25 protein-coding genes and 4 tRNA genes are annotated in these 26,241 nt (G+C 38.7%); 17 read left to right on the forward strand and 12 right to left on the reverse strand.

The window, feature by feature from the left end:
* Positions 1 to 126 precede the first annotated feature (126 nt).
* From ACG916_RS02055 to ACG916_RS02065, 3 genes are read left to right on the forward strand one after another with little or no spacing between them, the layout of a single operon-like run.
* Positions 127 to 396 (forward strand): FeoA family protein, encoded by a 270-nt coding sequence (locus ACG916_RS02055; RefSeq protein ID WP_336952329.1) that lies wholly within the window; start codon positions 127 to 129, stop codon positions 394 to 396.
* Positions 393 to 2,255: a ferrous iron transport protein B gene (gene feoB, locus ACG916_RS02060; RefSeq protein ID WP_336952328.1), complete on the forward strand. Its 1,863-nt coding sequence runs from the start codon at positions 393 to 395 to the stop codon at positions 2,253 to 2,255. The genes ACG916_RS02055 and feoB overlap by 4 nt, the downstream gene beginning before the upstream one ends.
* Before the next feature lie 29 nt (positions 2,256 to 2,284).
* Positions 2,285 to 2,536, forward strand: a complete 252-nt coding sequence (locus ACG916_RS02065) for a DUF6587 family protein (protein WP_105714628.1) — start codon at positions 2,285 to 2,287, stop codon at positions 2,534 to 2,536.
* A gap of 535 nt (positions 2,537 to 3,071) precedes the next feature.
* Here ACG916_RS02065 and ACG916_RS02070 read toward each other — a convergent pair.
* Positions 3,072 to 4,874: an ABC transporter ATP-binding protein gene (locus tag ACG916_RS02070; protein WP_336952325.1), complete on the reverse strand. Its 1,803-nt coding sequence runs from the start codon at positions 4,872 to 4,874 to the stop codon at positions 3,072 to 3,074.
* A 569-nt stretch (positions 4,875 to 5,443) separates the two neighbouring features.
* Here ACG916_RS02070 and ACG916_RS02075 point away from each other — a divergent pair.
* Positions 5,444 to 6,067 carry an alpha-ketoglutarate-dependent dioxygenase AlkB family protein gene (locus ACG916_RS02075; protein ID WP_336952324.1) on the forward strand — a complete coding sequence of 208 codons (624 nt, stop codon included), beginning with the start codon at positions 5,444 to 5,446 and terminating at the stop codon, positions 6,065 to 6,067.
* On the opposite strand, the gene ACG916_RS02080 is transcribed toward ACG916_RS02075, so the two are convergent.
* Complete coding sequence (locus tag ACG916_RS02080) at positions 6,052 to 6,753, reverse strand: NAD(P)H-dependent oxidoreductase (RefSeq protein ID WP_419327002.1); 702 nt, start codon at positions 6,751 to 6,753, stop codon at positions 6,052 to 6,054. The two genes, ACG916_RS02075 and ACG916_RS02080, sit on opposite strands and share 16 nt — an antisense overlap.
* Before the next feature lie 312 nt (positions 6,754 to 7,065).
* Entirely contained in the window at positions 7,066 to 7,854 is a 789-nt protein-coding gene (locus ACG916_RS02085; RefSeq protein ID WP_004818582.1) for an IclR family transcriptional regulator, read from the reverse strand.
* A gap of 547 nt (positions 7,855 to 8,401) precedes the next feature.
* Between ACG916_RS02085 and ACG916_RS02090 the strand changes: the two genes are divergently transcribed.
* The 3 genes from ACG916_RS02090 to ACG916_RS02100 are packed head-to-tail and all read left to right on the forward strand — an operon-like array spanning position 8,402 to position 11,756.
* Entirely contained in the window at positions 8,402 to 10,486 is a 2,085-nt protein-coding gene (locus tag ACG916_RS02090; protein WP_419327003.1) for an FUSC family protein, read from the forward strand.
* Positions 10,487 to 10,488: 2 nt separating this feature from the next.
* Complete coding sequence (locus tag ACG916_RS02095; protein WP_336952320.1) at positions 10,489 to 10,695, forward strand: DUF1656 domain-containing protein; 207 nt, start codon at positions 10,489 to 10,491, stop codon at positions 10,693 to 10,695.
* Between the two features lie 50 nt (positions 10,696 to 10,745).
* A complete protein-coding gene (locus tag ACG916_RS02100) occupies positions 10,746 to 11,756 on the forward strand; it encodes an HlyD family secretion protein (RefSeq protein WP_419330194.1) in 1,011 nt (336 codons plus the stop codon).
* 52 nt (positions 11,757 to 11,808) lie between these two features.
* Here the strand turns inward: ACG916_RS02100 and ACG916_RS02105 are convergent, their stop codons facing one another.
* From ACG916_RS02105 to ACG916_RS02125, 5 genes are all read right to left on the reverse strand, one after another.
* Positions 11,809 to 12,522, reverse strand: a complete 714-nt coding sequence (locus ACG916_RS02105; RefSeq protein WP_419327004.1) for an SDR family NAD(P)-dependent oxidoreductase — start codon at positions 12,520 to 12,522, stop codon at positions 11,809 to 11,811.
* Between the two features lie 13 nt (positions 12,523 to 12,535).
* Positions 12,536 to 12,979 (reverse strand): Holliday junction resolvase RuvX, encoded by a 444-nt coding sequence (gene ruvX, locus ACG916_RS02110; RefSeq protein WP_336952317.1) that lies wholly within the window; start codon positions 12,977 to 12,979, stop codon positions 12,536 to 12,538.
* Positions 12,972 to 13,526 (reverse strand): YqgE/AlgH family protein, encoded by a 555-nt coding sequence (locus ACG916_RS02115; protein ID WP_105714632.1) that lies wholly within the window; start codon positions 13,524 to 13,526, stop codon positions 12,972 to 12,974. Before ACG916_RS02115 ends, ruvX begins: the two co-directional genes overlap by 8 nt.
* 263 nt (positions 13,527 to 13,789) lie before the next feature.
* Positions 13,790 to 15,451, reverse strand: coding sequence for a DNA repair protein RecN (recN, locus tag ACG916_RS02120; RefSeq protein ID WP_419327005.1), 1,662 nt, complete (start codon positions 15,449 to 15,451; stop codon positions 13,790 to 13,792).
* A gap of 342 nt (positions 15,452 to 15,793) precedes the next feature.
* Positions 15,794 to 16,006 carry a hypothetical protein gene (locus ACG916_RS02125; RefSeq protein ID WP_419327006.1) on the reverse strand — a complete coding sequence of 71 codons (213 nt, stop codon included), beginning with the start codon at positions 16,004 to 16,006 and terminating at the stop codon, positions 15,794 to 15,796.
* 403 nt (positions 16,007 to 16,409) lie between these two features.
* Between ACG916_RS02125 and ppnP the strand changes: the two genes are divergently transcribed.
* The 3 genes from ppnP (at position 16,410) to ACG916_RS02140 (ending at position 18,607) form a co-directional block, all read left to right on the forward strand.
* Entirely contained in the window at positions 16,410 to 16,733 is a 324-nt protein-coding gene (gene ppnP / locus ACG916_RS02130) for a pyrimidine/purine nucleoside phosphorylase (RefSeq protein ID WP_004718357.1), read from the forward strand.
* A gap of 159 nt (positions 16,734 to 16,892) precedes the next feature.
* The gene (gene rlmB / locus ACG916_RS02135) at positions 16,893 to 17,648 is read left to right on the forward strand and encodes a 23S rRNA (guanosine(2251)-2'-O)-methyltransferase RlmB (RefSeq protein ID WP_419327007.1); all 756 of its coding nucleotides are present in this window, start codon (positions 16,893 to 16,895) and stop codon (positions 17,646 to 17,648) included.
* 38 nt (positions 17,649 to 17,686) lie between these two features.
* The gene (locus tag ACG916_RS02140; protein ID WP_419327008.1) at positions 17,687 to 18,607 is read left to right on the forward strand and encodes a DMT family transporter; all 921 of its coding nucleotides are present in this window, start codon (positions 17,687 to 17,689) and stop codon (positions 18,605 to 18,607) included.
* A gap of 394 nt (positions 18,608 to 19,001) precedes the next feature.
* On the opposite strand, the gene coaE is transcribed toward ACG916_RS02140, so the two are convergent.
* Genes coaE through pilB form a run of 4 tightly spaced genes read right to left on the reverse strand, consistent with a single transcriptional unit; the run spans position 19,002 to position 23,484 of the window.
* Positions 19,002 to 19,601 (reverse strand): dephospho-CoA kinase, encoded by a 600-nt coding sequence (gene coaE / locus ACG916_RS02145; RefSeq protein ID WP_419327009.1) that lies wholly within the window; start codon positions 19,599 to 19,601, stop codon positions 19,002 to 19,004.
* Between the two features lie 26 nt (positions 19,602 to 19,627).
* Entirely contained in the window at positions 19,628 to 20,509 is an 882-nt protein-coding gene (locus tag ACG916_RS02150; RefSeq protein ID WP_419330196.1) for a prepilin peptidase, read from the reverse strand.
* A gap of 2 nt (positions 20,510 to 20,511) precedes the next feature.
* Positions 20,512 to 21,744, reverse strand: coding sequence for a type II secretion system F family protein (locus tag ACG916_RS02155; protein ID WP_419330198.1), 1,233 nt, complete (start codon positions 21,742 to 21,744; stop codon positions 20,512 to 20,514).
* A gap of 27 nt (positions 21,745 to 21,771) precedes the next feature.
* Positions 21,772 to 23,484: a type IV-A pilus assembly ATPase PilB gene (pilB, locus tag ACG916_RS02160; RefSeq protein WP_419327012.1), complete on the reverse strand. Its 1,713-nt coding sequence runs from the start codon at positions 23,482 to 23,484 to the stop codon at positions 21,772 to 21,774.
* 276 nt (positions 23,485 to 23,760) lie between these two features.
* Between pilB and tpiA the strand changes: the two genes are divergently transcribed.
* The 7 genes from tpiA to rimP all read left to right on the forward strand — a co-directional run bounded on the left by tpiA (position 23,761) and on the right by rimP (position 26,223).
* Complete coding sequence (gene tpiA, locus ACG916_RS02165) at positions 23,761 to 24,555, forward strand: triose-phosphate isomerase (protein ID WP_419327013.1); 795 nt, start codon at positions 23,761 to 23,763, stop codon at positions 24,553 to 24,555.
* Positions 24,556 to 24,564: 9 nt separating this feature from the next.
* Positions 24,565 to 24,906 (forward strand): preprotein translocase subunit SecG, encoded by a 342-nt coding sequence (secG, locus tag ACG916_RS02170; protein ID WP_336952305.1) that lies wholly within the window; start codon positions 24,565 to 24,567, stop codon positions 24,904 to 24,906.
* Between the two features lie 53 nt (positions 24,907 to 24,959).
* Positions 24,960 to 25,044: transfer RNA gene (locus tag ACG916_RS02175), tRNA-Leu, on the forward strand.
* Positions 25,045 to 25,089: 45 nt separating this feature from the next.
* Positions 25,090 to 25,166, forward strand: a tRNA-Met gene (locus ACG916_RS02180).
* A 76-nt stretch (positions 25,167 to 25,242) separates the two neighbouring features.
* A tRNA-Met gene (locus ACG916_RS02185) sits at positions 25,243 to 25,319 on the forward strand.
* 100 nt (positions 25,320 to 25,419) lie between these two features.
* A tRNA-Met gene (locus tag ACG916_RS02190) sits at positions 25,420 to 25,496 on the forward strand.
* 202 nt (positions 25,497 to 25,698) lie between these two features.
* Entirely contained in the window at positions 25,699 to 26,223 is a 525-nt protein-coding gene (rimP, locus tag ACG916_RS02195; protein ID WP_419327014.1) for a ribosome maturation factor RimP, read from the forward strand.
* The last annotated feature ends 18 nt before the right edge of the window (positions 26,224 to 26,241 follow it).

The following is a 26,241-nucleotide window of genomic DNA, read 5'->3' on the forward strand; positions in this document are numbered from 1 at the left end:
GATTAAAAGAAAACATAAGTCGAATACTTTGTTTGAATGAGAATTGTAATCGAACCTTACTTGGTAATTATTCTCATTTGTATGTATAATAATCTGTCTATCGTGTAAATTTTAGGGTTAATTGCAGTGCGTTTGTCAGACTTGAAAGTAAAGCAAACTGCCATTATCGCAAAGGTCAATCGTACCTCAGAAGATAATGTCAATCAGCCAGATTTAGTGGCGAGTCGTTTAGAAACACTAGGTTTTGTGCCTGGCACACGTGTACAAGTGATCACAAAAGGTATTTTTGGTGGTGATCCGATTCTAATTCAAGTCGGTTTTACTCGATTTGCTTTACGCAAGATTGAAGCCGAGAAAATTGAGATACATCAGGCATTAGAAGGAGCTCCCGCATGAGCGAAACTTTACGTATTGCTTTAGTGGGAAATCCTAACTGCGGTAAAACATCACTTTTCAATCATTTAACAGGCACACGTCAAAAAGTTGCTAACTATGCCGGGGTAACTGTTGAACGTAAAGTGGGTACATTTAACTTACCTTCTGGTCGTGCAGTTCGTGTTCTAGATTTGCCAGGGACGTATAGCCTCAATGCAGCCAGTCCTGACGAAGCAATTACCCGTGATGTAGTTTTGGGTAAAATTGCTGAAGAGAAAGATCAGCAGGCGATTTTATGTGTCGTAGATGCTACCAACTTAAAACTACATTTGGGGCTTGTCCTTGAAATCATTGAACAAGGCAAACCGATTCTGCTTGTATTAAACATGATGGATGAAGCACGTCGTCGTGGTATGCAGATCAATACACAAAAATTATCACAGCGTTTAGGTGTTCCCGTAGTGGAAACGGTTGCTGTACGAAATACTGGTATTGAAAATTTGATGAGTGCTTTGGAAAATGAAAAATTCCATACCCCAAGCACAGAATTGAGTGATGTTAAACTTTCAGGTTCTAATCATGAAAAAATTGACCAAATTTTAAAAGATGTGGTGATTTTTTTAGATCATGAAGATAAACGGACTGATTTTCTCGATAAGATTTTTTTACACCCTGTTTTAGGACTTCTCAGTCTTGCGCTGATGATGTTTATTGTTTTCCAAGCAGTATTCGCTTGGGCTGCGCCCTTTATGGACGGTATTGAAGAGTTTTTTGGCTGGTTTGGTGGATGGATTGGGCAATTTATCTCCCAACCTTTGCTCAATAGTTTAGTGGTTGACGGGATCATTGCAGGCGCAGGAAGTGTGCTGGTATTCTTGCCACAAATTTTAATTCTTTTCTTCTTTATTTTGGTTTTAGAAGAATCTGGCTATCTACCGCGTGCAGCTTTTTTACTTGATAAATTAATGTTTAAAGCTGGTTTAAGTGGTCGTGCTTTTATTCCTTTATTATCCAGCTTTGCCTGTGCTGTGCCTGGAATTATGGCGACTCGAAGTATTAGTGATCCACGGGATCGTTTGGTGACCATACTTGTTGCGCCATTGATGACGTGTTCAGCGCGTTTGCCTGTCTATGCCTTACTGATTGCAGCATTTATTCCATCAAAAATGGTTTGGGGATTTCTCAATCTACAAGGTTTAGTGCTCTTTGGTTTATATATGGCGGGAATTGTGAGTGCGCTCATTGTTGCGACTGTGCTGAAATTTTTCCAGAAAGATAAATCACAACATGCTTTACTGATGGAATTACCAAGTTACCGCATCCCAGATATAAAAAGTGTGTGGATTGGTTTACTGGACCGTGCCAAAATTTTCTTAAAGCGTGTTGGTGGAATTATCTTCGCTTTATCTATTTTGTTATGGTTTTTATGTACATTCCCTCAACCGCCAGAAGGTGCAACATTACCCGCAATTGACTATTCGTTTGCCGGGATGTTGGGGCATGTGATGCACCCAATCTTTGAACCACTTGGGTTTAATTGGCAAATTTGTATTGCTTTAATCCCAGCGATGGCAGCACGTGAGGTTGTGGTTGCGGCATTGGGGACTGTCTATGCTTTATCTGCAACTGATGATGATGCAGTGGCGCAGGGTTTATCGCATCTGATCAGTCAGGGTGATTTAAGTTGGTCAGTTGCAACAGGTTTATCCTTGTTGGTGTGGTTTATTTATGCACCACATTGTTTAGCAACATTGGCAACAGTGAAACGTGAAACAGGTTCTTGGAAAACTGTTGCGGGTATGACGGTTTATTTATTTGGTTTGGCTTATTTAATGGCTTTTCTCACTTATCAAATTGCATCACGTTATTTTGGTCTATAAGCCAAAATCTTGAAGCAAAGGAGCTAGAGATGATTGAATTATTGATTATTGCGGTATTGGTGATTTGGAGTGCAATTTTTGTATTTAAGAAAGTCTTCCCAAAGTCAGCCTATTCGGTGTTTTCTAAGCTGGCTCAATTTTGTCAGTCGCAAGGTTGGACTCGTTTAGCCAAATGGATTCAGCCTGCGATGGTGAGTGGATGTGGTGGCGGTTGTGGTTGTAGTAGTGCTGAAACGGATAATCCTAAAAAGGTTGAAGTCCAAGCAGTAAAATGGAAATGATTTGCCTCTAAACACATTACTTTAAAAAGAAAAAAGCCATTCTAGAACATAGAATGGCTTTTTATTTGTATGAGAGAATAACAGTCCATAAAAGATAATGTATATCGCTATCTGATAGACTTATGTTGAATGATTAGCGATACCAAAAGTGCAAGTGATTGAAAGAGTATAACCTTAACATGGGTTCGACCTAACTCTGTCTTTAACTTATTGAAAAGCAATGCTCTTGGCGGAGTCTTGTTAAGTGCTCATTCAATTTCAGGATCAGCCTTAGGCTCGCCCCACTTTGGTTTTAACATGAGGAGCTAAGCTCCACAAGGGCAACTATCTTGCGTAGCTACATCGCTGCTCACCGCAAAACTCGAAGACAACCCGCAATGCATTCAATGAATCGCAGAAACAACGCTTTAAGGATGAAGTCCTGCCTCAGACAGTTGCGAATGACGTTTCCGAGTATCATATTTGATCAAAAAATTTACATCGAAATTAGGTTAACGTTAATGTGTGAGCTGGTATAAAATAATGCCAACAATCCCTAGCTATGGGTTTCTTCCTCACTATCATCTTCAAAAGTTCGTGCAATTTTTTCGATATTTAAGCTTTTAGCCATCGCATCAAAAATTTCCTTATAAGCACCATCTTGATGATAAAGATCATGATGTTCACCATGCTCAACGATTTGTCCTTCTTTCATCACATAGGTGTAATCGGCATCAATAATTTGTGAAAGGCTATGCGAGATCATAATCACAGTTCGGCCTTGCTTAATCTCATCTAAACTTTGTTTGATTTGCTCTGAAGCGATGGCATCTAAACTCGCTGTGGGCTCATCTAAAAAGATAATTGGCGGGTTTTTGAGGAACATTCGAGCAAGTGCGATACGCTGTTGTTGTCCGCCAGACAACAGCAAGGCATCTGCTTCATAGGCATGTGGGAGTTTCAAAATCTGCTCATGAATCGAGGCTTTTTTTGCAGCTGCGATGACTTCTTCATTGCTTGCATGGGGCTTACCATAACGAATATTTTCTAAAATTGAGCCTTGGAAAATATGATTCTTTTGCAATACCAAGCCAATATGTTCTCTTAGATAGTGTGTATCGAGTTGCCCTAGATCAATTCCATCGAGTCTGATACAGCCTGAATTCGGGGCATAAAATTTATCCAGTAGACTGATTAAGGTTGATTTCCCTGCACCTGATAAGCCGACTAAGGCCGTGATTTTATTGGGTTGAATAGTCATGTTAATCCGATGTAAGGCTTGATGACCATTGGGATAGATAAAATCAACATTTTCCAATTCAAATTTGCCATGAATTTGAGGTTTCATTAAACCACTGGCTTCGATTTCATGATCTGCTTCTAAGATGCCAAAGAAGCTTTCTGAGTAGATCATTGCCGAGTTAATTTCATCATAAATACGATGCAAAGAACGGATCGGTGCAGACACGTTATTGAACAGCAATACATGGTACATGATCATCCCTATACTCATTTGTCCATCTAAAACAAAATAAGCAGTTAAAATAATGATCAGGACTACACCAACTTGTTCGATAAAGGTTTTTAGACCATCAAAAATATAGCTGGTTTGTCGAGTTTGCATCTGATTTTCAGTCAGTGACTTTTGTAAATTCAGTTGCTTAGTGGATTCAACAGCCTCTTTATTAAAAGATTTAATCACTGTAATTGAGTTAATGATACTCAAAATACCTTGATTCTTCTTTTCCATGTTATCGCGCAAGGCTCGACGTTTGCCAGAAAGTTTTTGTGATTGTTTAAAGGTCAGCCAAAAGTAAATTGGTACAATGATTGTCGCAACCACACCTACCCAAAAATTGGCATAATACATTAGGGCTAAAGCAATAATTGCACTGGTAAATAAAGGTAAAATATCAATAAAAAATATTTGCACCAGTCGAGTGAGTGAGCTAACTCCACGGTCGATACGAGTTTGTAATTTTCCTGCTTGGTTATTTTTCTGATCAAAAAAGGCCAATCGATAGGTAATAAATTTTTCGATAATGCCTTGAGATAGGTCCTGTGAAATTAAAATTCTGAGTTTTTCACCGAATGATTTTTGCCCAAATTGAACAATTGCATTGATGACTTCTTTGGCCAATAAAACCACGGTAATGGTAATGATAATGTGCCATCCATCCGCTAGGCCTTGTCCTGCTTGGATCAGTTGGTTAATGCTGTCTACAGCATATTTAAGTGTGAGCGCATTGACCTGAGCGGTGAGTGAACCAATCAACGTTAACACTAAGGTGACGATGACAAGCCAGCGGTAGGGACGTACAAAGGGGCGTAATTTTTGAAATAATTGCCATAAATTCATAGGTTTTTGCTTTTTATCAGCTTGGTTTTAGTCTAAAGCTGAATAAACTTTGCTACAAGTGATTGCTATGTTTTGAATTGTGAAAGATTTTAATGCTAGTCTTATACTAGTCCAAATCTTCACGATTAAAATCCTCTTGAAATTGATCTGCTAATTTAAATCCGAGTTGATTAAGCTTTTCAAAATACTTGAGATAGTCTTCATCTTCCATATCATATGGATGATCATCCCATAAAAAGTGAAAGCCATTGATACCAACCTGGTGCTACTGGATAACCATACAAATAGTTGACTTTTTCAGCAAAGCTCATTTTTGCTGACTCATCAATTCATCTAAATACATCATATGTGATTCTCTTTTTCCCATTCTCCATCCTATTGAATAAGGATGGTATTTTAGTGCAAATTCCATGGAGGTGGGACTTCGCCATATTTGGCTAAATAGGCTTAGACGCCTTGATATGAACTGCTATTCTTCATATTAAAGTTGTTCAATTTTGATTAAAAATGACTTGTTTCATGTTCAATATTGATTCATTGTTGGATGAACCAGTAGCTCATTTTACACAATGAATTTAGATTTATTTGAACCTGAAGCACAAGATAATTTACTGCCTTATGATGGGGTAGTAAAAGACTTTGGCTTAGTTTTGGATCATGAACAAAGTCAAAAATATTTAAATTATTTTCTACAGCATTTGGCTTGGCAACATGATGAAGTTTATTTGCATGGTCAATATTATAAAACTGAGCGCAAAGTGGTGTGGTATGGCGATGAGGATTACCAATATCATTATTCAGGTATGGCAAAACAAGCCCATATCTGGAATCCTGCTTTATATCGACTCAAACAGCATATCGAGCAACTCACAGGGCACACTTATAATTCCTGTCTGGCAAATTTATATGAAAATGGCTCACAAGGCGTGGGTTGGCATAGTGATGATGAGCCATCACTGGAAGCGCCCAACCACAATGTGGTGATTGCTTCATTGAGTTTAGGTGCTACTCGAAAATTCAGTTTTAAGCACAAGTGGAAAGCTAAAAAAGTAGATTTACTTTTACATAGTGGTCAGTTGATTGTGATGCAAGGGCAGACCCAACGTTATTGGAAACATACCCTCGCTAAATCCACGCGAATTTTAGCGCCTCGTGTAAATTTGACCTTTCGTTATTTTTATCCAAGTGGGTAAAGTTTGTCATCAAATTGTTCAAGTTTAGGGAACACTAAAGCAGGTAAATTTTCTAAATTCTCTAAATATTGCTGATAATCTAGCAGGATTTGTTGGCGTGCTTCGTTAGAAATATATGGGACATGGTAAGCCGTAAATGGAGGCAGTACGTCAAAGCCTGCATAAGCTAAAGTTCCACGTTGAATCGGCAGTAATAAGTCTTCAATTGAACCATGAATCGCATGATCACCAAACATATGTTCACGACCACCTAAGGTAAAGCTTAATAAGGCTTTTTTCCCGACCATGCCGCCGTGGTTATAAAAACGTTTGCCACCATAGAAAATACCTGAAACGAATACACGATCAATCCAGCCTTTTAAAATTGCAGGTACAGATGTCCAGTACATGGGAAAACTGAAAATGACTAAATCTGCTCTTTGTACTTTTTCAATTTCAATTTGAATATCTTCAGAGATCTGCTTATTTTTACAAGCATGACGTTGTTCCAAAGCATAATTCATATATTCTGGATTACTCAATTCTAAAAAATCATCACCTGATGCGATTGGATTAAAGTTCATGGCATATAAGTCTGAAACATCAACGTGGTGTCCTAATTTTTCCAAGACCTCAACAGCATGATCTTTCATGGCCGTAGTAAACGAAAGTGGTTCGGGATGTGCATGCACGATGAGGATATTCATAGCATTCCTTAATTAAAATTATGCATCATTGTTATTGGATGCTTTAGATTATTCCCGAATGAAAATGATTCGCCAATTACTCTAATTATTTTTTTAGTGGCTCAAAAGTAAACTTGATGGATAAAAGATGTGCAAATAAAAAAGCCTATGTATGAACACATAGGCTTTTTTACTCTGAGGAGGAATTGTTTCCGTAAAAACAATATCCAAAAATCATGGGTTACTGAAGAACATAATCATATTATGAGAATATAAAAACATTATCAAGATATAAAAACATTACAAAATGTTAAATTATCAACCCTATTTCATTTATGGGTGAAATTCAGATAATTGGTCATTTGCAGAGAGTGCCTGATAGCGTTTTTCAATCTGCGCAGCAGACTCTTGCAGTGTTTCAATCAATTTTGGAGTGTTGACGTATTCAAAACGATTTTTTGAAGCAAGCACGGTCAGCGCTAAAGGAGCTTCTTTACTTGAAAACTTCACTGGGATAGATAAGCCAGAAACATTTGGATCAAGTTCGCCTTGTGAAAAATAATATCCTTGTTTTTTTATTTTTTTCATTTTATTGACAAAGGTTTCTTCATTTTCAGCAAAACCAACTTCAGTTAATTGAGTTGCAAAGCGAAGGTAATACTCATGAATTTTCTGCTTAGATAAATGCGCCATGATCACTTTAGGCGAAGAGCCCATGAATACGGGACGAGGGCAACCACGACCATAAGATAGTAAAGTTTCATCACGATACACTTCATGATGAACATCAATACAATAGTCATCATTTAAATGTGTTAGTAAACAGCAAAGTTCTGTGCGCTCTGAAATTTCTTGCATAAACGGTTTGCTGATTTGAACCAGTGGATCTGTGGTTCTAGAAATATAGTCCATCACAGCAATTTTAGGTCCAAGGGTGTAATCACCTGAAGTCCCATTTAAGCGTTGCAAAATATCAGCCGAAACTAACTCTTTCAGATAGCGGTAACTAGTTGGTTTTGATAAACCAAGCTCTTCACAAATCACATCGACATTAATTACTGGGCGAGACACCGAAAATAAATCCAATACGGTGAGAATTTTGCCAAAACTGGAAAGTGCCATTGATGACCTACTCAATTAGTGAGAATCAAAAAAAAATAAATAATGAATGTTACTTTATAACAAATTGTTCAAGAAAAAACAGCGGAATTTGCATTGTAAATGCAAATGATTCTACATTTTTAACTTTAGTAGCTATTTTGAGAAAAAGCATTATATTTAAACATTAAAATAAATTTTATTCTAACAAATTATCAATATGGGATATTTTTATTGATTAATTGCATTTTTTTTGAGATTATTGCTCATATGAATATCCAATGATGAATCTATACTTTTTTTAAAAGTGTAAATTTTTATCATAAATTGAGTCCTTCTCTACTCAATCGTTGTATTTGAACAAATGCCTAAATTTGTTCTTCTATTCACATCTTTTTTTAAACCACACTGTTTATTTGACTAAGCAGTGCGGTTTTTTGGTCGCTAAGAAAAGAAATGTGATGTACACAACAAACCCTCATAAAAGTGGTGAATATTAGCTTTCTAGATCTTACAGAGCTAGATATGAAAGAGAAAATCAATGAAATTGAATTTATAGTGAGTTGCTTGCATGTTACTGATCAAACCCTTATTGGCTTTTAGACCCAATAAACTCGATTGGATTTTTGCGAGCAAAACTTTCATTGCAGGAATGCTGGCACTCTATATTGCATTTGAACTTAATTTGAGCTATCCGATTTGGGCGATTGGTACTGTCTTTGTGATAGCCAATCCTTACTCAGGGATGATGGCGTCTAAAAGTATCTATCGAATTTTAGGAACCTTGATCGGAGCAATTTTTGCCATCGCAGTGATGCCCCACTTGGTCAATACACCTTGGTTATTTACTTTTGTACTGGCAACTTGGGTGGGGGGCTGTCTTTATTTATCTTTAATTGATCGATCACCACGCAGTTATGTGGTGATGTTAGCGGGTTATACCGCAGTGATTATCTGCTTTAACTCAATTTTTTATATTGAGACAGTGTCCATTTTTGACATGGCTGTTGGGCGGTTCTTAGAAATTTCATTGGGTGTTGTGTGTAGTGCAGTGGTATCTGCCACCATATTTCCTATGCATATCGGGCCTGTGGTGGAGCTACGTGTCACTAAAACTATGCAAGATACCAAACAGGCTTTTGACTCAATCTTGTCTGATCCTGCACATTCGGATAATTACACTCAACTATTGACCAATATCACTCGTGATACGACAGATATTCATAGTATGGCTGTGCATTTAAGTTATGAAACTTCAAAATTTAAAGGCATAACCAAGCCACTACAAGAGTTGCTACATCAAGTGACCATGTTAGTGGCTAACTTGGTCGCAATGTCAGAACGAATAAAGCAACTGGATCAAATTGATGTAAATTATCGTCCGTATCTGCTTGAGTTTCACCAAAAAGTTGATGACTTTTTAGCAAATAAACATGCCATTCTTGAGAATGAACTTAAGCATCTGCCTGAATATTTTGACCAAGAATTTCAAACGATCACTGAGCATGCAACAGCTGAACAACAGGTAATGTTGGGCAGTTTAAAAATGGATATTCGCCATTTTATTCAAAATGTTCGTGCAGTGGAGTTTATTTGGCAATGTATGCAACAAGGCAATCATAGCTTACCTGAGTCAATAGTACCGTTAACCACGACCTATCCAAGTTTGCATCGTGACTATGGAATAGCCGTGCGTGGCGGAGTATCGGCATTTTTAACAACCAATATTGCTTGTGCATTTTGGATTTTAAGTGGTTGGAAAATGGGGTTTATGGTGGCAGAAATGGCCGCAATTACAGCATGTATTTTGACCTTTTTAGATGACCCAGTACCTGCATTAAAAGTATTTATCCGCTCCAGTATTTATGCCGCTATTTTGGTTTTTATTTATGCTTATGGGATTTTCCCCCATATCACAGCATTTTGGGAATTGGCCGTTGTATTAGCACCGTTTATTATGTTCTGCGTGATGTTGTATTTGCATCCGCCTTTACATGTACTGGGTTTACCTCTGATTATGAGTACCATCATGGGATTAAATCTACAAAATCGCTATTTAATGGACCAGATCACATTTTTTGATGCTTCAATTGCGACCGTGATTGGGCCGATTATCACGGTTTGTATCATGCAAATGGTACGTTCAATGTCACCAGAAATGACAGTAAAGCGGATGTTGGCTTTACACTATAAAGCTTTGCGTGAAAGTATTGCGATGTCTTATGGAACAGGCTTTAGAATTCATTTACGCAGTATGCTTGATCGTATTGGCGTGTTAAATACCAAATTGATTCAGTCAGAACAACTCAAAATTGAAATTAATAATGCTTTGATTGAATCAAGTGCTGCTATTGATTTAACCCGTTTGCAGGAGTTGGTCAAAAAATTGTCTCCTGAATCTGCAACAACCAGTGCAATTTTTGAATTACAGCGCTTACTCAATCAGTGGTTAATTGAAAAAGCACTAGCTCAGCCTGATAACAACTTACGACAAGCACTGATTCAGCAATTTGCTCATGTCCTAGAGGAAGCTCAAGCGGTAGGCGACCAAGATATTCGACAGCGCATAGAGATTTCTGTAAATAATATTCGCAATAGCATCTGTCATATTCATCTGGTTGATGCCCAACCTTCAACTGTTCTATTGGGAGCATAAAAATGGGTGAGCTCAACATTTATGGCGTATATGTCCCAATATTTTTAATTCAAGCAATTTTGGCATTCATGATTTGGAAAGTGGTCTGTATTGGCACAGATCGTTTAGTTGAAAAAGAATGGATTGCATTACCTGGAATTTTTAATATCTGTATCTATTTGATTTTATTATGGTCGATTCATTGGGTGTTTATTCAGGTGACCACTTAGTCATTGAGTATAGCTGATTTACTTTTAAGTTTAATGATTGGAAAATTGAAATGAATACGTTTGATATACGTAAGGCAATACGGCCTATATCATTGGCTATCGTGGTGATTATTGCGATATTTTGTGCGCTTCATATTTGGAATTACTACAACGCAGAACCTTGGACACGTGATGGACGTGTACGTGGTGATGTCATTCAAGTGTCTTCTGATATTGCAGGCTTAGTCACAGAGGTGATGGTTCAAGATAACCAAACGGTAAAAAAAGGGCAGGTACTTTTTAAAATAGATTTAGCACGTCAAGCTTTAGATGTGGAACAAGCAAAATCAGATCTTGCAAAGGCTCAATCAGGACTGGCAGAGGCAGAAGCGGGGCTTGCTGAGGCAAAAGCCAATATTGTGAAGTCAAAAGCCAATATTAACCTTGCGGAGAAAAATGCACATCGATATGCAGACCTGATGAATGGTGCGATCTCTAGACAAGAACAAGATCAAATGTTTGCTACACGAGATCAGTCTCATGCAGAGCATCAGCAATTGCAAGCTGCAGTACAACAAGCAGAAGCCAATATCAAACAACAAAAAGCCTTGATTGAGGCAGCAACCAGTAGTGTGCATTTGGCTCAATTGAATATGCAACGTTCAGAAGTGATTGCACCTGCAGATGGAACATTATCAAATTTTGATTTGCGTGCAGGGAATTATGTCAAAGTTGGGCAGGCTGTTGCCGCTTTACTTGATCGTAAACATCTCTATGTTGTGGGATATTTTGAAGAAACCAAACTCAATAAAATACATCTAGGTGATCCTGCAACAGTCCAACTCATGGGCGATTCTTTGAAATATAAAGGCCATGTTCAAGGGATTGCTTCAGGGATTGAAGATCGTGAACGTACCACTTCATCGGGTCTATTGGCCAATGTAAATCCAACATTCAGCTGGGTACGTTTGGCCCAACGGGTACCTGTGAAGATTATTTTAGATGAAGTGCCCCATGATTCATTAGCCTTTGTCGCAGGGCGTACCGTGACGGTACATATTTTAGAACAAGTAAAAAAATAACTAGCATCCATCGTTAAACTTTGATCTTGAAGCCCATTGAAAAATGGGTTTTTTATAAGTTTAGGTCTGCCATAGCGGGCATATGAATTTCCTTAACACAGCTGGCTCGACTGGTCGATAATATAAATTTAATCGCAAGAATAACATCTTGTAAGGGAATTAACTCATGACCACTCTGTTGTAAAACTTCATCTACAGATGTATCCAGATCAAACTCAGTCGCTAAGTAGCCTAAATTTAATATACTCACCCCAATCTGGTCTTTGCGTAAACTTTCTCGGAGAGCGTGGACAATGCCTCTGAGGGCAAATTTGCTGGCTGAAAAAACCACTTCTTTGCCACTATGATTTTCTAGTCCCCACGTTGAACCAATCAAGATAATTTTTGCATTTGGGGACAGTCTAAGATTCTCAATCAAGGATTGAATTGCCAAAATACAGGACTGAATATTGGTATGAATCAAATTTGATATTTCAAGGTCAGTGCATTGTTCAAAGTCATAATCTGCTTGAAAGGCTTTTGTCTCCCAGATCCCGACATTGTAAATCAGAAAATCTATACGCTGATTTTGAATTTGATTTTTAACTAAATCCCGAGCGTGCTCAGGTTTTGATAAATCAGCAGAAATCCATTTAAAATGAGCAAGGTCACACTTAGGTTGAGAACGTGAAATACCAAAAATCTGATCTTGTGTTTGAGGTACTGCGCGTAGAATGGCTTGCCCCAAGCCTTTGCTTACACCGTAGATGACATAGGTTTTAGACATTTTAATGCTCAGTTTAAGGGGTAATTCCTTCAGGATTTCGATACCAACTTTCAATAAATAAAGCAGCTGCAATACTATCCGCTGCTAATTTTTTTGCTCGTCCTTGAGCTTGGTAATGATCCAGTTCATCTCGTGCTTCACGTGTGGTTAAGCGTTCATCGACCATGAATGTTTCAATATTGGTTTGATGACGTAAACGTCGTGCAAATTTACGTGCGCGTGTGGATAATTCTGACTCAGAATCATCCATATTTAATGGTAAGCCGACTAGAAATAAGTTCGGTTGATGCTGTTTGATGATCTTCAGCAGTTCATCCCAATTGGGGATGCCATCTTTCATTGGAAAAAGTGCAAGTGGTGTTGCACTTTCAATAATGGAAGAACCTACAGCCATCCCCGTTTTTTGTGTACCAAAATCAAATGCAATAATCAGTTGTGGGGAATTTAAATCAGGCATGTCCAATCTCAGAAGATAACCAAGTACGATCAATCCCTATTTTACGATAAGCCGCATCCCAACGGTCGGTATAAGGCAAATTAAAGACCAAATCCATATCTGAATCACAAATCAGCCAATCACCACGGGTAATTTCGTCTTCAAGTTGATTCTTGCTCCAACTGGCATAGCCCAATGCAATTTGATAACGACCGACACCTTCGTTGTGTGCAATCGCATCTAAAATATCTTTGCTGGTGGTAATACACAGATTTTCACCTACGGCAATCGATGAATGCCAGGTTGGTTGTCCTGTATGAATCACAAAACCCGCTTCAGGGCGTAATGGGCCACCTTGTAGGACTTCATGCGGATGCACATTATCTGCTTCAATTTCTAAGTCATTCAAAAGTTCTTTGACTTGAATACCTGAAGGTCGATTGATAATAATACCTTGCGCACCATCTTCATCATGACGAGCAAGATAGATTACTGTATTGGCAAAGAAATCATCAGCAAGATCAGGTGGTGCAATCAAGCAGCGATGAGAAAGATATTGTTTTGGCACCGATATGCAACTCCTTTTCAATCCGCTTAAATAATTTTAATTGTTCAAATAAAATCTATATCTATATAAATAGCACAATTAATATCAATAGGTTGTGAATATTTCAAAAGCCTGCAAAAACAGCCTAAGTTTTCAATCAATATGTATAAAATATGAACAAAATGGTATCCAAATAAAAATGTGCCTCAAAACCCTAATAAAAGCGCTGACAACTGTGCCAGCGAATAGGGCTTTTAACTGAGTGTTCTTTCTTATGAAATGTCTTAAGAATGTTGAAATTTCAACTGTCTTAATTGTTTAGCATGTTGCAAGGTGGTTTCACCGATTTCAATGCCACCTGTCATTCGTGCCAATTCTAAAATAAGTTGCTCTTCCTCTAGTGCAACGATGGTACTACTAGCAGGATCTGTTTGTAATTTTTTAATCAATAGGTGTTGATCAGACTGGGCCGCAACCTGAGCTTGGTGGGTAATACATAAAATTTGAACATGTTGTCCTAAGCCTGCCAATAAGCGTCCGACTATTTCAGCGGTACCACCACTGATCCCGACATCAATTTCATCAAACACTAAGACTTCTGCTTCAGTTTTTTCAGCATTCATCACTTGCATGACCAGTGCAATACGTGACAGCTCTCCACCAGAAGCAACACGTGCCAGTGGTTGAGGTGGAATACCTTTATTGGCAGTAAAGAGTAACTGAATAAAGCTTAGACCTTCAGCAGAAACTTGTTCCAGCGGTTCAAATTTAAATTCAAAATGTGCTTCTGGTAGCGCCAGTTGTTTGACTTGCTCAGTCAGTTGCTTGGCTAAAGGTTCAGCGGCATCACGACGAATCTGATCTAGATGTTGTGCTTTCTCGAGAAACACTTGATGAGATTGTTCAACTTGCTCAGCGAGGGTTTCAGGATCTTCAAGTTGGTGTAGTTGCTCTAATTCATTTTGCCATGTTTCATATTGCTGTTTGAGTTCATCGGGTTGAATACGGTATTTACGTGCCAAGCGATGAAAGACTTCAAGTTGCGTATTTAACTCATCCATACGTTCAGGGTCAAAACTTTGACGGTCTATAAACTGACGTAAATTTGCCGTCGCATCATCAATTTCACTTTGTGCATTGATCAATGAATTGTAAATTTCAGACAGAAGTTCACTACGTCCAGCATGGGATTCTAAACGTCGAATAATCGAAGAAATTTCTTGGGTAATATTTTGTTCAGATTCATCAAGAACATTTAAGCTATAGCCGCAGTCTTGCATAATGTGTTCATGGTGACTTAAGCGATCAAACTCTTGTTCGATTTCTTTATAATCAATACGAATGACATCTTCGAGTTCTTCAAGTTGTAATTTTAAAGTGTCAATGCGTTGTAGGCGATTGGCTTGTGCGTCAATCGCCGCTTGATGTGTACGAATATTTTTTTGCCAAGTGCTATATGCATCCCGCACATCTTGAGCAGGTTGATAAAAATTACTATAACGATCTAACCAATGCTTCGGGTAGGGTGGCTCAAGCAGTTGTTGTTGGCTATGCTGACTGTATAGCTGTACCAAGAGACGTCCAAGTTCTTTCAATTCAGCGAGGCTGCTGGGACGACCATTGATCCATGCCTTACTGCGACCTGTTGCAAAGATCACCCGTCTTAAATGAATTTCACCAGATTCATCATCTAATTCATGGGTGTTGAGCCAATTTGCTTCTGGACTCTGTGCTTGATAGCTAAAAACAGCGGTAATATCTGCTTTTTCGGCACCATAACGCACATAATTGGTATCAGTACGTTCCCCTAAACAGGCTGACAACGCATCTAATAATAATGATTTACCCGCACCTGTTTCACCTGTAAGCACGTTGAACCCTTGCTCGATATCAATAGCAAGGTTATCGGCTAAAGCAAAATTGATCAGATTTAAGTGTGTCAGCATAAACGCATCCAAGCTGCGAACGGTGAAGTTCTAAGATAGTGAAGTTTTGTTGTGGTCACAAGTCAGAACGTATTCTAATACGAAGTAATTTTAAGCATTCTAAATAATTTTAATATGAAAATGTAATTTCCTTTGCTGAATATGCCAGTAAAAACATCAAAATAGATAAAGGTTATTGTATAAAATAAAAAAATGATGCAAATATCTACATTTTTTATCAACGTCACAGTCTATCCTGCATTGAGCTTATATTTGAATGTATCTTGAATTTTAGACATATACATTAGAGCTTCTGATAATAATCTTTTGGATGTTTTATTCAACGTGGTTAAGCTTTATGAATCATGAAACTTTTACCATTGCATAGAAATGAAGTGTATGACGATCAAGTTTGCAATGCCCCGCTTTACATTTAAAGTTTAAATCGCTTTGCGTAGGCGATGCCTCACTCTTTGTAGGAGGTTCCAAACCTTGTGCTGCAAACAAAGCCATGCTTTGTTTTTGTGCATGTTGGGTGAAAGGCACGTCCTGTAATTCCACCCAACATGGCGACATCCATCTCGCCTCACGATAGAAAGACCATCTATGTTTCATCAATATTTAAAAGTATTGAATGCTCATTTTGACTAATACATAAATCAGCATATGCTCATCCTCGTTTTCCTCCAAAGCAAGACGTAATTTTAATTTATAGAGATGGGCCAATCTTGAAACAAGACTTTTCTTCACTCTAAGTAGGAAATAAATTGAGCATACATAGGGTGGCATTTTTGCTGACAAGTATTGTGGTTTTGGTCTTTATTGTTAAGGAAGCTTAAGCTTTGATCTAAGCGGTCTGATAAAGCAGACAAAAATAGAAACAGCTCAACAGTAAAAACATAGATTGATTAGTTTGCAGAGCAACATTAAACTACATCGAACATAATTTTTATAAATGCGCATTATCTGGAGAATACGCATGTCAGCTCAGTACGATCATGTATCAGTAGTTAAAAAATCTAATGTATATTTTGGCGGTTTATGTATTAGCCACACTGTGCAGTTTGAAGACGGAACCAAAAAGACTTTAGGGGTCATTCTTCCAACAGAAGAAGCTTTAACATTTGAAACACATGTGCCTGAACGCATGGAAATTATTTCTGGTGAATGTCGCGTTAAAATCGCAGACAGTGAAGAAAGTGAGTTGTTCCGTGCAGGTCAGTCATTTTATGTGCCTGGTAATAGTCGTTTTAAGATTGAAACGGATGATGTTTTAGACTACGTTTGCCATTTAGAAGGTTAATTAAAAAGCTTTGCTTAAAGTAAAGCTATGCTTTTGTTTTTAAATTAGGCAAAGAATTTTTGCGCTAAATCGGTTAAACTAGAGCATCACATAAAATCCTGTAAAGTTGGCTTTGCAGGATTTTTCATTTCTATCATCCTGTTGTTAATGAGGTTGTTCATGGCGAAGTCCGAATATTATTATGGCGTTCATTCAGTGGAGTCATTATTGGAGTTAGAACCTGAACGTGTTTTAACCTTATTTACTTTAAAAGGTCGTGATGATCAACGTTTACAACGTATTCTTCAGCTTGCAGAGCCTTTTGGTATCAGTGTGCAAAAAGCAAGCCGAGATAGCTTGGAAAAGTTGGCAGGTCAACCTTTTCACCAAGGTGTGGTCGCAGCTGTTCGCCCGCATCCTGTATTGAATGAAAAAGATTTAGATCAGCTTTTAGAGTCAACCCAGCAACCTTTGATATTGGCTTTGGATCATATTACAGATCCACATAATCTAGGTGCATGTATCCGTACAGCAGCAGCTATGGGTGTAGAGGCGGTGATTGTACCGCGTGACCGTGCGGCAACATTAACTCCAACTGCACGCAAAGTTGCAGCAGGTGGTGCTGAAAAGGTGAAGTTTATTCAAGTGACCAATTTGGCGCGTACGCTTGGACAAATCAAAGATAATTATAATGTTCGTGTGGTGGGGACCATGCTTGATGAAAAAGCCCTCCCTATCCAGAAGTTTGATTTTACCGGAACAGCAGTATGTATCGTGATGGGCGCAGAGGACACAGGGTTACGTCCAATTACTCAATCACAATGTGATCAAACCGTATTTATCCCGATGGCTGGAAATTTACAAAGTTTAAATGTCAGCGTGGCTACTGGTATGGCGTTATATGAGGCATGCCGTCAACGTCAACAAAGTGAATGATTTAGTTTAAATTGTATCGGTAAAATTAGAGAAGCATCATGATGACCTCCCGTACTCAAGGCTACATTTATGTAGCCATCACAATGTGTATTTGGGGAGGTTTTACGATTACTTCAAGACTGAATGCAATCTGGCATATCAGCCCATGGGATATTACGGCATTACGCTTTTCATTGGCATTTTGTATACTGATGCCGATATTAATCTATAAAAAAGACACAGCTTTTCTATTGAACAAACAACCCTTCATTTTGGCGATGATTGGTGGTGTTGCATATTGTTTAACTTCATATAGCGCATTTCACTTTGTGCCCGCGGCACATGCAGCCATTTTTTTAAATGGCTGCATTCCATTGTGCACAGCTTTAGCTGGTTTTTTACTTTATCGTCAGCCGTTTGATAAACATATATGGATCAGTTTAAGCATCATGCTGGCTGCCATTTCTGCAATGAGTTTTCTGATGTATACCGAAACAGGTGTTGCTTTCGGTATTGGGGATTTATTGTTTTTTATCAGTGCAATTTGGTGGGGGAGTTTCACTGTATTACTGCGTCAATGGCAACTTTCCGCATGGCACGCCATGGCAGGTGTTGCGATATGGTCGGCGATCGTTTATGTCCCGATTTATTTGTTGTTTTTACCTAAAAACTTAGATCAAGTGTCCACACCACATTTGGTCATGCAAACGCTTTTTCACGGTATTTTTGTGGTGATCATTGCGACTTTGGCGTATGTTGAAGCAATTAAAAGATTAGGTGCTTTTAAAACAGGCAGTATTGTCACACTTGCGCCTTTTATTGCCGCAATTATCGCCGTACCTTTATTAAATGAACCTATAAGCCTCGCAATGATGTGTGGTTTGATTGGTATGGGCATTGGCGCTTTACAGCCCTGGCGTTGGTTTACCCATAAAGACAGTTTGCAGCAGCAGTTGGATGAGAATAAACCAAATCAATAAGCCATTTTTAATTAATCATCATTAGAGCTTACGAAAATAAGCTTTGGGATGATTTTTAAATGTGATTAAGCTTTATCAAGCATGAAACTTTTACCCTTACATTGAAATTAAGTGCATGAATATCAAATTTGCATTGCCACGCTTAACATTTAAAGCTTAAATCGCTTTGTGTAGGCGATGCTAAACCTTGCACTAAAAACAAAGCCGTGCTTTGTTTTTACTCATGTTGGGTAAGGGGAGCGTTCTGTACGCCCGGTACGTCCAGCCAGTATGGCGACATAAATGTCGCCTCACGATAGATACCCCATCTATGTTTCATCAATATTTAAAAGTATTGAATACTCATTTTGACTGATGCAAGTAGTCTATTGATTCAGAAAGCTTCAATTATTTACTAAGCTGTTGTGAGTTTGAGATACTGTTGATGTAAAGACTCTAATTTTGCGTATAGATGATCAATATGCCCATCATTGAGCACAATATCATCTACTAATTTTTGCTTTTCATGACGTGGCATTTGGGCTGCAATAATTTTCTGAATTTGTTCGATGGATTGTCCATCTCGTTGTGAAGCACGTAAGATTTGCATGTCTTCACTGGCATCAATCAATAGCGTGCGTTGAGTGAGTTCATGTTGGTTGGTCTCAAAAAGCAGGGGAGAAACCAAAATCACATAAGGACTGGTTGCTGCTTGTAATTGTTGAATAATCTCAGTGCGAATTGCTGGATGAGTAATCGATTCAAGCTGTTGTCGTGCCTGTGGATCTTTAAAAATATGTTCTCTCAATGCGCGACGATCAAGTTCACCATTGCTTAATAACACCCAATCCCCAAAAACCTGTTTAATTTTTTGAAGTGCAGGTTGTCCTTTTTCAACAATTTCTCTTGCTACAATATCTGCATCAACCACTGTAATCCCTTGGGTTTCAAACCACTGACTTGCTGCGGATTTACCACTACCAATTCCACCTGTTAAACCCAAGATAAACGTCATTGCGCATTCCTAATACTGTGTTGAAATTATTGACCCAAATATACTTTCATAATTTGCTCACCCCATAGAAATGCAATCCATCCTGCGATGGCAATATAAGGACCGAAAGCAAAAGGGACATTTTCTTTACGAATCTTAAGTAAAATAATACCAATGATCGCCCCCACCACAGAAGAAAGTAGGATAATTAACGGTAACATCAAGGGTCCCATCCAAGCGCCAAGTGCAGCAAGTAGCTTAAAGTCACCATAACCCATGCCTTCTTTGCCTGTGACTATTTTAAATAGATAGTAGACAATCCAGAGACAGAGGAAACCAATAATATACCCCCAAATAGCAGCACTTGCTGTTGTATAAAGATGAAATGAGTTAATACCTAAACCTATGGCAGCCAAGGTTAAAGTAAAGCGGTCTGGAAGTAATTGAGTGTCAAAATCAATAAATGTCAGCGTGATCAGCACCCAAGTCAGCAGTACACCAAAAACCATTTGTAGTGTTGGGCCGTAAACAGCAACGACTGTCAATGAACACACCGCAGTTAAAAGCTCAACAAATGGATAACGCATGCCAATTGGATTTTGGCATGAAGCACATTTCCCTCTTAAAGCTAACCAACTGATGACGGGTATATTTTGGTACCAGCGAATCGAGGTTTTGCATTTGGGACAGGTAGAGGCTGGTTGGCTGAGACTGAGTTTTTCTTCATCAATCACAATCTGTTGTGAACCCCCCAGTAATTGGCACTCAGCATGCCAATCCTGTCGCCATTCTTTTTCCATTATCTTGGGTGTGCGGTAAATCACCACATTTAAAAAACTACCAATACAAAGCCCTAAGATACCAACAGTCAGATAGAGTGCTGTTGGTGATTGAATCACAAAATTTAACAAATCATGGAACATATTCATCATTACCCACCAACCACTGAACCCATTTGGAAAATTGGCAGATACATGGCAATGACTAAGCCACCAACCAATACCCCTAATATCGCCATAATTAACGGTTCCATCATTGAGGTTAATCCATCCACAGCATTGTCGACTTCATTTTCAAAATGCGTTGCAACTTTGTCTAACATTGCATCCAATGCGCCAGATTCTTCACCAATCGCCACCATTTGGATAGCCATAGAAGGGAACTTATTTGTTGCGCGCATGGCAAAGTTCAGTTGCTGTCCAGTGGCGACATCCTCACGGATTTTCATTACCGCTTGTTCATAAACCACATTATTGGTCGCGCCTGCAGTTGATTCTAACGCTTCAATGAGTGGTACCCCAGCAGCAAACGTTGTTGCAAGTGTACGACTATAACGTGCAATGATGGCTTTATAGACCAGATCGCCAAAAATAGGCAGTCTCAGTGTTGTCCGATCTAGAAAATCTTGAAATTTCTGACTGCGTTTTTTTGCTTCTAAAAAAGCAGTAATCACAATAGCGATAAAGAGAATCAGAATAAACCAATATTTTTGCATCCAATTGGACATATTCACTACCATTTGCGTAAATGCGGGGAGATCTGCACCAAAGGAGCTAAATAAATCCTGAAAAACGGGTACCACTTTGACCATTAAAATAATCGTGACAATAAGAGCGACGACAATCACAGAAATTGGATATTTCATGGCTTTTTTAATTTTTTGCTTCAGTAATTCACTTTTTTCTTTATAGATCGCCACACGATCAAGCATGGTTTCTAAGGCACCGGATTGCTCTCCGGATTCAACCAATGAACAGAACAAGTTGTCAAAATAGCGTGGATATTTTCTTAAAGCCCCAGCAAAAGTATTGCCTCCTTCAACCTCATTTTTAATTCCCAGTACCACTTCTCGCATAGAGGGGTTTTCTAGCCCTTCTGCAACGATTTCAAAGCTTTGTACTAACGGGACACCTGCTTTCATCATTGTGGCGAGTTGACGAGTGAAAATGGTAATATCTAAAGTAGAAATGCCTTTTTTCATTAAACCTTCAAAAATATTATTCCTTTTTTCTCGAATGGTTTTAATGGTAATGCCTTGTTTGCGCAGGGTGACTTTGGCAAGTGCCATATTACGTGAAGGTAATTCTCCTTTAACCTTGATCCCTTTGCGATCAACCCAGTCATAAGCAAATGTAGGCATCATTTGAGCTTTTTTAGCTGCCATCATAATTTCCTTGAATATTGATTATATTTATTCGCTGGTCACACGGTTAATTTCTTGTAAAGAAGTTAAGCCATTGATGACTTTAATTAAACCTGAACGTCTTAGATTATCAAACCCCAATTTCTCTGATGCCGCTGCAATTTGAAGTGCATTGCCATCTTCCATGATAATTTTTGAAATCTCAGGTGTTACTTTCATGACTTCATAGATCCCGACACGCCCTTTATAGCCTTCACGGCATTGACTACAGCCTACAGGTTGAAAAATTTGTAATTCAGGATTACTTAAGTCTTGTTCAGTAAAGCCCATTTCTAACAAACTCTGTCTAGGAATTTCAACAGGTGCTTTACAATGATTACATAAGCGTCTTGCCAATCGTTGTGCAATCACAAGATTCACCGAAGTGGCAATGTTAAATGAGGGTACTCCCATATTGCGTAAACGGGTCAACGTTTCTGGCGCACTGTTGGTATGTAGCGTAGACATCACCATATGACCCGTTTGAGCAGCCTTAATCGCAATTTCAGCAGTTTCAAGGTCACGAATTTCTCCGACCATGATAATGTCAGGGTCTTGACGTAAGAACGATTTTAGTGCGACTGAGAAAGTGAGACCGGCCTTGAGGTTGACATTGACTTGATTGATGCCTTCCAAGTTAATTTCAACTGGATCTTCAGCCGTGGAGATATTTGAACTTTCTGTATTCAGGATATTTAAGCCAGTATAGAGGGAAACAGTTTTACCAGAACCTGTTGGCCCCGTAATCAGTAACATACCTTGAGGTTTCTCTAAAGCCTCCATAAATAAAGCTTTTTGCTTTTCCTCATATCCGAGCGCATCAATACCCAGCATGGCACTTGATGGATCAAGAATACGCAGTACCAATTTTTCACCAAACAAGGTAGGTAATGAATTTACACGAAAATCAATTGCTTTGGTTTTTGAGAGTTTTAATTTGATCCGACCATCTTGCGGGACACGCTTTTCTGAAATATCCATTCTGGACATGACTTTTAAGCGTGATGCCAAACGACTTGCCAGTTGTAAGGGCGGATTGGTAATGGTTCTAAGCACACCATCTACTCGATAACGTACCCGATAACTTTTTTCATAAGGCTCAAAGTGTAAATCTGATGCTCCCATGCGAATCGCATCGACCAAGAGTTTATTGATATATTTAACAATAGGTGCTTCTTCTTCAGATGCTTCATCATCATCTTCAGATGGAGGTTGGTCATCGGTAGCAATGACATCAACATCAAAATCTTCATCGCCAAAGTTAAAACTTTCTTCTACCGTAAAGTGTTTTTCTAATAGTTTTTCTAATTTATGGTGCTCAACAATAATCGGTTCAATATTCAGACCACAGTTAAAACGAATGGCATCCAATGCTTCTATATTGGTCGGATCACTGGTGGCGACATATAAAATATTACCGCGTTGTATCAAAGGGATCACTTTATGTTTGGTGACTAAATTTGGATCAACAATCTCTTTGAGCAGCATTTCAGGATTAAAGCTGTCCAGATCAAAAATAGGCTCTCCAAACTCAACGGAGATCATTTCGGCAATGATCAGTGGTGGTATATTTAATTTTTCACTGAGATAGGCAACGATACTCACTTTATTTTTTTGAGCGTTACTGAACGCATCTTTCATTTGCTGGGCAGATAAAAAACCTTCGTCGACTAAGCGACGGATATACCCCGAAAACTTAGGTGAACCATTTTGCATAGACATCCCCAAAACACATTAAATTTCATTTTATAATTGGAATACGAAAATTATACGATGATCCTTAGAAATATCTAGAATTAAACGTATTTTTATAGAAACATATTTAACAATAATTTGAGCCAATGAGGCTTTTTAGCATTATCTTTGAAATGTTTTATGTTTCTTGCGTTGTTATTAAAACATGACTTTAAATAGGATGACTGAATTGATAAAGAAAAAATACTTTAAAAATATAAATTCCGTGTAGAATGTGCACATTTTCGATAAAAGGTTAGATGTATGTCGAGTTCGACTATTACTCCTTGGGTTGTCGGCAATTGGAAAATGAACCCAATGCAAGCGAATTCGCAACAGCTCATTCAAGATTTAAATCAGTATTTACAACAAACACCGATTACAGAACAACAATGTCATATTGGTGTTGCACCTATTTCTATTGCTTTATTGTCTGTACAAAAATTAATTAACGATGCAGATTCACCCATCAAAGTTGTCGCACAAGATCTTTCTCAAATGGCAGGCACAGGTGCTTATACCGGTGAAGTCAGTGCTGAGTTACTTAAAGACAGTCATATTGATTATGTATTGATTGGGCATTCAGAACGCCGAGAAATTTTTGGCGATGATGTTCAAAAAATTAAAGCTAAAGTAGCCAGTGCTTTAAATGCAGGGCTTCGCGTGATTTATTGCGTGGGTGAAAGCTTAGAACAACGTGAAGCAGGGCAGGCAGAGCAAGTGGTTTTACAACAAATTTGCGATCTCGCAGCAGTTGTAAAAGTAGAACAATGGCACAATATTGTGATTGCCTATGAACCGATTTGGGCAATCGGAACAGGTAAGACTGCTTCTCCGCAAGATGCACAGACAATGCATGCAAAAATTCGTGAAGGTTTAACTCAAATTACGGCTCAAGCTCAACATACTGCGATTTTGTATGGTGGTAGTGTCAAGCCTGAAAATGCAGTAGAGTTAGCTGCATGTCCAGATATCAACGGTGCACTGGTTGGTGGTGCATCACTTAATGCTGAGTCATTTTATAAAATTGCTCAAGCATTTGCTCAAACAGAAGAATAGGAGTTCAGCATGCATACATTTGTGCTGGTTGTACATATTATCTTGGCCGTTTTGATGATCGGGCTGATCCTCGTTCAGCACGGTAAAGGTGCAGATGCAGGTGCATCATTTGGTGGCGGTGGTGCTGCAACTGTATTTGGTGCCTCGGGTTCTGCAAGCTTTTTAACCCGTTTAACTGCAATTCTCACGGCTTTGTTTTTTATCACCAGTTTAAGTTTAGCGGTGTTTGCTAAAAAACAAACATCGGATGCCTATGGTTTAAAATCTGTACAGAGCAGTTCTCAAACCACAGCACCTGCACCCGCCAATACGGGTGAAACTTCACCAACTGCACCAAAAACTGGCGAATAATGCCATTTAGTTCTTTCTTTTTCTGAATGATGCGACTAGAATGCGTCACAGCTGCGGTGGTGGTGGAATTGGTAGACACGCTACCTTGAGGTGGTAGTGCTTTCGGGCGTGGGGGTTCAAGTCCCCCCTTCCGCACCAACAATGAACCAGATTGTTGGTGTTAGCAGCTGAAAAAAACATTGATGCGGGATGGAGCAGTCTGGTAGCTCGTCGGGCTCATAACCCGAAGGTCGTTGGTTCAAATCCAGCTCCCGCTACCAATTTAATTAAGATGCAACTTAGTTAATGATAATGTAAGTTGAAAAATTTATATTATGTGTGAATTTGCAATGTTGTTGCGGGATGGAGCAGTCTGGTAGCTCGTCGGGCTCATAACCCGAAGGTCGTTGGTTCAAATCCAGCTCCCGCTACCATTTTGATTAAGGTGCAACTTAATCAAGCAAGAAATTCAATGTATCTGTCAATGATGGATTGAAAAAATTAAATTTCTTGTGTATAATTTTGCAACGCTGATGCGGGATGGAGCAGTCTGGTAGCTCGTCGGGCTCATAACCCGAAGGTCGTTGGTTCAAATCCAGCTCCCGCTACCAAGTTTCTAAAAGGGCTCACAGATAGGTGGGTCTTTTTTGCATAGTGAACTTCGGTTTACTGTGCGATAATAGGGGCGATTACGCCCTTTTTTATTGGCTATCGTGTGGTGTGGACATCAATTGGTCAAAAAGACATGCTTCACTATAGTAAGTTTGAATTAGTCCGATGAGCGATTGAATCGCACAAATATGACGAGAGTAAATGAAGCTATCAAATAAAACTCAAGCACTTCAAGACTTAATCACTCCTGCAGTGCAAGCTTGTGATGTAGAACTTTGGGGGATCGAATTTATTCCTCAAGGTAAGCGTTCTTTATTGCGTATTTATATCGATAAAGATGTGGTGGAAAATGCTGAACCAACGATTAATGAAGATGGTGAAGCAGAATTGGGTCGTGGTATTGGCGTACAAGATTGTGTACGTGTGACTCAGCAAGTTGGTGCAATATTAGATGTACATGATCCAATTTCAGGCGAATATGCTTTAGAAGTATCATCTCCAGGTTGGGATCGACCATTCTTCCAGTTGGCACAGTTAGAAAAATACATCGGACAACAAGTTGCATTGCGTTTGATTGCTGCAGTTGAAAATCGCCGTAAATTCCAAGCAAAATTAATTGCTGTAGATTTAGAAAATGAATTCATTCAAGTTGAAGTTGAACAACAGCACGTACTTGAGATCGATAGCAACAATATAGACAAAGCGAATTTGATCTTTCAGGATTAATCCAGAAATAGAAATCTG

It is taken from the genome of Acinetobacter legionensis (assembly GCF_048552295.1).
GTDB lineage: Bacteria > Pseudomonadota > Gammaproteobacteria > Pseudomonadales > Moraxellaceae > Acinetobacter.